The organism is Pseudomonas sp. A39, from assembly GCF_058145955.1.
In genome coordinates, this window is the sequence record NZ_JBYVMD010000020.1 from 76,964 (window position 1) to 82,979 (window position 6,016).

Consider the following 6,016-nt stretch of genomic DNA (forward strand, 5'->3'; position numbering starts at 1 on the left):
CCCGTAATCCGCCAGGTATTTGGGGGGCCGCCGCCACGCGCCATCCATGGCGCGGGGCGGCTAAACCGGCATCCCTGCCGGTTTACCCCCCAAATCCCTGTCGAATTCCGGCCAGCGTGTTTGACGGGGCGCCTGAGATCAAAAGCTAGATCAAGATCAAGAGCGACTCGCTTCGCATCGTGGTTGCCGTGGTTGCTACAGCGTTGTGTAGATACTTATGCCGCCGATGGCGGTAGGTCAGGTACTGATACACCCCCATCGGGGACAAGCCCCTTCCCGCATTTGATCTCCTGCGTTATTACAGGTCGCGCACCACCCGAAACCCAATCCAATCCCCCCGCGTCTGCGGGTAGATGTTGTTGCGGTTGCCGGAGCGCGAGAACACCGGCGCTTCTCCCCAGTCATTGCCGCGAATCATGTAGCCCTCGCAGTTCGGCTCCATCCACGCACTGCCGTCGGTAGGCGCGCCGATGTAGTTGGCGTGCTCGCAGTCGGCCACCCGTTCGTAGACGTTGCCATGCATGTCGTACATGCCAAACGCATTCGGCGGGTAGCTGCCGACAGGCGATGAGTAGCTGTACCCATCGGCCGGGCCATAGGTGTTGGCGTGCTTGGCGATGCTGTAGCCCTTGCCCTCATCGAACGGGAAGGGGAACGGCCCGGTAGAACCGGCGCGCGCAGCGTATTCACGTTGGGCTTCGCTGACCATGTGGTACTGCTGGCCGGTTTTTTTCGACAGCCAGGCCACGTACTGCTTGATGTCCTCCATGTCCATGCACACTGCCGGCTGGCGCGGGCCCTGGGGGTAGCGCGGCTTGCTGGCGATGCACTCGCGGCCGGGGCGGGTGTCACCGTCGGCGATCTTCACTCCGGTCTGGCGGATGTAGCTGTCCCATTCGCCGGCGGTGATGTGGAAGCGGCTCATGGCGAACGGCTTGGCGAAGGTCACGTCGTGCATCGGGCCTTCATCCGGCTCGCGGCCGACTTCATCCTCTGGCGTGCCCATGGTGAAGGTGCCGGCGGGCAGCACCACCATTTCCGGGCAGTCCTTGCAGTCCTTGAACACTTTGCCGGGTTGTGGCGCGGCGGCCTGGGCCAGGCTTGGCAGCAAGGCACCGCACAGGGCGGTGAGTGCCAATGCCGTGAGGGGTTTGTTCATGGAGTCCTCTCATTCAACGTGGAAAAGGTATGCGTTACACCCGCTGGCCCAGCAACGTCATGAAGCGCTGGATCTCTGCGGAAGTATTAAGCAGGCCAGGCGCGGTACGGATCACCGGGCCGACATCACGGTCTACCGCGTCAATCACCACACGGTTTTTCATCATGTAGGCGGCTACGGCGTCACTGTCCTGGCCCTTGACCCTGAAAAAGGTAAAACCGGCCGACAGTTCGGGGCTGTGCGGGGTCACCAGTTCGATCTGCGGGTGTGCCAGCAGTTGCTCTTTCAGTTCGGTGTTCAGCGCATGGATGCGCGCCTGCACCGGCGCCTTGCCCAGCTGCAGATGCAGCTTGAAGGCCTCGTCCGCTGCCCAGCGATGCTCAAAGGCGTGGTAGCCGCCTGGGGTCATGCTGGTGGCGAAGTCTTTGTCTTCGGAGAAGGTCGGCACCATGGGGGTCACGTAGTTGTTTTGCGGGTCGCGGGCGCACACCAGTCCGGTGCCGCGTGGGCCGAACATCCACTTGTGGGTGCCGGCGATGAAGAAGTCGCAGTGCATGTCCGGGAAATCGAGGTTTTCCACGCCGAAACCATGCACGCCGTCGACCACGTAGAGGAGGCGGTCCTTGTCGTCACGGTTGCGGTTGTGTTCTTCCACCAGTTTGCCGATTTCGCCGATGGGCAGTTTCACGCCGCTGCCGGACTGCACCCAGGTCATGCCGAGTACGCGGGTGTTGGGGCGGATATTGCGCTGGATGTTGCCCAGCACCTCGTCGATGGACACGCGGTTGGCGTTGTCGAACAGGCGAATCTTGCGAACCTGGGTCTGCTCCTTGCGCACGCGAAAGTCCAGGCTGTACTCGGTGGCATAGTGCTCGTGGACGGTGGTGAGGATCTCCTGGTCCGGCCGTACCTTGATCCCGCCATAAATCATCGCCAGCCCTTCGGAGGTGCTGCTGGTGAGGGCGATCTGCGCCGGTGCGGCCTTCAGGTAGCGGCCGGCCCACTCGCGTACCTGGCCTTCGCGTTTCCAGGCTTCCTGCAGGTCCCAGTCCATGGCCAGCCCTGGGTTGCGGTCGATCTGTGCGCGGTAACGCTCAATGGCCTCGCGCACCGGCTTGGGGTGCGTAGCCACCAGGAAATTGGAAAAGTGCAGGTAGTCCGGGTCCTGGTTGAACAGTTGCTTGAGCCCCGTCCATGGGTCATTGGTTGCGTTGGCGGCGACGGCCTGCGGGAGCAGGGCGGCGCCCAGTGGCAGGCTGGCGGCAAATACACCAGCCTGCTTGAGGAACGTACGGCGGTCGGTCATGGACGGGCTTCTGGATAATTAGCGGTTGGCCAAGGGCTTGGCGGCTTTTTGTACCTGGTCCCACACCCGCAGGAAGTTGCCTCCCCACAGCTTGGCGATGTCGGCTTCGGAGTAGCCGCGCTGGATCAGTTCGGCGGTGACGTTGCGTATTTCGCCGACGTTGTTCCAGCCCTCGACGCCGCCGCCGTCGTTGAAGTCCGACGCCAGGCCGACATGGTCGATGCCGATCTTGCGCACGGTGTAGTCGATGGCATCCCCCAGGTCCTTGAGGGTGGCCTTGGGTTCCTCATCGAGGATGGCGTACAGCGCGCTGGCGTACTCGCCGAACTTGTGTTCGGGCCAGGCGGCGATGATTGCGTCGCCCGGCATCAGCGCCATGGCCAGGTTGGGCAGGGGTGGCAGGTCAAAGCGGGCGCGCAGGGCGTTGAGCTTGTCCTGGGTCGGCTGGCTCAGTGGGCGCAGGTAGGCGGAGAACCCCACGATCTGCACCACGCCACCGCTATGCTTGATCAGTTGCAGCTCTTTGTCGCTCAGGTTGCGCGGGATATCCACCGCCGCGCGCGGTGCCGAGTGCGACGCCACCATCGGCGTACGACTCAATTGCGCCACTTGCTCCAAGGCTTTGGTCGACATCTGCGACACATCGATGATGACCCCCAGGTCATTGAGGCGGTGCACCGCTTGCTTGCCGATCTCCGACAAACCGTCGAGGGCGTCGGTGGAGTCATTGAAAAACGGCAGCGGTCGCGACGAGTCCGACCAGGCGTTATTGCCCACATAGCTGAAGCCGAACATGCGCATGCCGCGTGCCGCCCATAGGTCCAGCTGGTTCAGGTCGTTGCCCAGCGGGTAGGCGTTGAGCATGCTGATGAAGATCGCGAACTTGCCCTCGCCATGCAGGCGCCGGAAATCATCCGGGGTGTAGGCGATGGCGACTTGGTTGGGGTAGTCGCGCACCATGCCGCTGATAATCTTGTAGCGCACTTCCTGTTCGTGGCGCGCGGCTTCGACAAAACCGTCGGTGGGCTTGTGCGGCGCGTTGGCGCCGTTCCAGATTTCCGGCCAGCCGAAAATCGTCAGGGCTGCACCGGACAGGCGCCCGCGTGCCGCCTTGGCCAGGTCGAACTGGCCCTCACCGTCCTTGTCGGCCTCGTTGCCGGCGGTGCCGAAATCCACCGGCACGGTGATGTGGCTGTCGAACGACAGCAGCCGATCCTGCATTTCATTGGCCTGCTTGATCACCTCCAGCGGGTAACCGGCATTGCCCTTGAACCAGTGATCCCAGACCAGGAAACCGGCCCCGGCACCGATGGCCAATGCCAGCGGCAAGCCGATATACAGCGCCTTTTTCGAACGTGGTTTTGTCATTGCCATCTCAGTCAGTTGAGGCCTTCGCTATCAGGGAAGAACGAGTGATGGGCGGGGAAATTTAGGCGGGCAGGGCGCGGCGGTAAATTTCCCCGGCGTGCAAACGTTCTAGCTCTGATAAAGCCGTTTCCTAAGGTAGACAATGACCATCTCTCGACGTGGGTTCATCGCAGGCCTGGCACTGACAGGCGCCGCTGTGCCGGCAGCCTTCTATGCCCATCGCGAGTTGACGCGCGAAGAAGAATTCCCCATCACCCCCGGCGAAGCCACCGTGGACCTGGCCGACACCGCCGGCCAGCACCTGGCGAACACGCTGCGCGGGGTCTGGGACCTGCGCCTGGAAGGCCGCGATGCCGGCCTCAAGGGCCTGCCGTTGCAAGGCCTGGCGCTGTTGCTCGACATCGCCCCCCGTGGGCGTGGCCTGCGCGGCTACCTGGACACCGCCGCCAACCTGCGCGCCGAAGGCGAACCGCGTTACCGCGTGCTCGGTGATCTGCTGACCGGGGAGAGCGCCGTGCTGTACTGGCGGTTGATCGACCGGGACTCGACCGATGGCACGCCGGCCTATGAATTCAAGATGACCCTCGACGAAGTCTGGGCCGACTTCGGCAACGCCGGCAGTGGCACCCTCAGCGGGCAGATCCTCGACCTCGACCGGCCGTTGGCGCTCGTTGAGCGCGACAACCGTTTCATCGCCCATAAACAGTGGTTCCCCGAAGCCCGCCAGCGTATCGGCCTCAACCCGACCCTGCTGGCCTGGCTGATTTCCCCCGAGCACCGCCTGTTCCACCAGCTGTGGCACGCCAGTCGTGACCAGTGGCACAAACTCTCCGAAGAAAAACGCGACGCCCTGCGTGGCATCGGCTGGCAGCCCGGTCCGCGTGGCCAGGAGCGCGACGCACGGGGCAAACGCAAGGACCGTAACGGCTCGGGAATCGACTTCTTCTTCATGCACCGGCACATGCTCGGCACCGCGCGCTCAATGCAGGACCTGCCCTCATGGCCGCAGTTCCCCGAGCCGCAACCGGCCCTGGAACGTGATCGCCTGGGCTTTCTGCGCTATTTCGACAACCACGACGGCTTCGCGCTGCCACCGACCTGGTTGGCGCCGGACGACGGCGACTACACCCAGTGGGTCAGCGACATCAAGAGCGCCGAGACCTACCACAGCAACTTCCAGGTCTGGGAGTCCCAATACCGCGATCCGCGCTACCTGGCCAAATTCACCCTGGGGCAGTTGGGCTCCGAGATGGAACTGGGCCTGCACGACTGGCTGCACATGCGCTGGGCCTCAGTGCCGCGCGACCCGTCGAACGGCGCGCCCGTGCCCTTCGCCCGCGACCCCTCCGACTTCGCCCCGCGCTGGTACGCGGCGGAAAACGACTTCCTCGGCGACCCGTTTTCCTCGCACGTCAACCCGGTGTTCTGGCACTTCCACGGCTGGATCGATGACCGTATCGAAGACTGGTTCCGCGCCCATGAACGCTTCAATCCAGGCGAAGTCAGGCGCATGGAGGTCAACGGCGTAGCCTGGTTCGCACCGGGACGCTGGGTGGAAGTCGGCGACCCTTGGCTCGGCCCGGACACCCATGGCTGCAGCACCACGCCGGGCCTGCAGATGGGCCGGTCGATGGAGATGGACCCGGAGACCATGAAGCTGGCGCTGCGCATTACCTTTGGTGAAGACGAAAACCTATTACAGGGCCTGTTCAAGCGCGTGCCAAGACGACCGTGGTACGCCCGCCACCTCAAATTACCCTCTGCCTGAATCTTTGGTGGGCGGGCTTGCTGTGGTGGGCGGGCCTTTTGTGGTGAGCGGGCTTGCCCCGCGCTGGGCTGCGAAGCGGCCCTAATCCGGCCAACTCGTTTTACCTGAAAGAACGCGGTGGCCGTGTTGGGGCTGCTTCGCAGCCCAGCGCGGGGCAAGCCCGCTCACCACAAAAAGCCCGCTCACTACAACGAGCCTGCTCATCACAGCAAGCCCGCTCACCACAAGGTCCCGCCAGCCACAGGCGTAAGGTGTTTTCATTGAGATTGAACCAACCCTGATCTCTCTTGTCCCCGCTTACCATGTCACCCCCCGCCTGCCAAATCCCTTAATTTTCCAAGCCTGCCGGAAGCCTCTCCAGGCCCCCGGCTGCGCCCGCTTTTTTTGGGCGCGCGGCGCCCAGCACCCGATTTAC

Annotated in this window: 4 protein-coding genes; 1 reads left to right on the plus strand and 3 read right to left on the minus strand. The window is 63.5% G+C overall.

From position 1 onward, the window contains the following. Positions 1–298: 298 nt before the first annotated feature. Genes pvdO through pvdM form a run of 3 tightly spaced genes read right to left on the minus strand, consistent with a single transcriptional unit; the run spans position 299 to position 3,833 of the window. The gene (gene pvdO, locus AC3ZU9_RS16860) at positions 299–1,159 is read right to left on the minus strand and encodes a dihydropyoverdine dehydrogenase (RefSeq protein WP_046036819.1); all 861 of its coding nucleotides are present in this window, start codon (positions 1,157–1,159) and stop codon (positions 299–301) included. A gap of 34 nt (positions 1,160–1,193) precedes the next feature. Continuing rightward, entirely contained in the window at positions 1,194–2,465 is a 1,272-nt protein-coding gene (gene pvdN / locus AC3ZU9_RS16865) for a pyoverdine-tailoring periplasmic protein PvdN (RefSeq protein WP_490091012.1), read from the minus strand. Positions 2,466–2,483: 18 nt separating this feature from the next. Then, positions 2,484–3,833 carry a pyoverdine-tailoring dipeptidase-like protein PvdM gene (gene pvdM / locus AC3ZU9_RS16870; RefSeq protein ID WP_122810720.1) on the minus strand — a complete coding sequence of 450 codons (1,350 nt, stop codon included), beginning with the start codon at positions 3,831–3,833 and terminating at the stop codon, positions 2,484–2,486. A gap of 142 nt (positions 3,834–3,975) precedes the next feature. Here pvdM and pvdP point away from each other — a divergent pair, with 142 nt between their 5' ends. After that, complete coding sequence (gene pvdP, locus AC3ZU9_RS16875) at positions 3,976–5,601, plus strand: pyoverdine maturation tyrosinase PvdP (protein WP_122810719.1); 1,626 nt, start codon at positions 3,976–3,978, stop codon at positions 5,599–5,601. Positions 5,602–6,016: the final 415 nt, after the last annotated feature.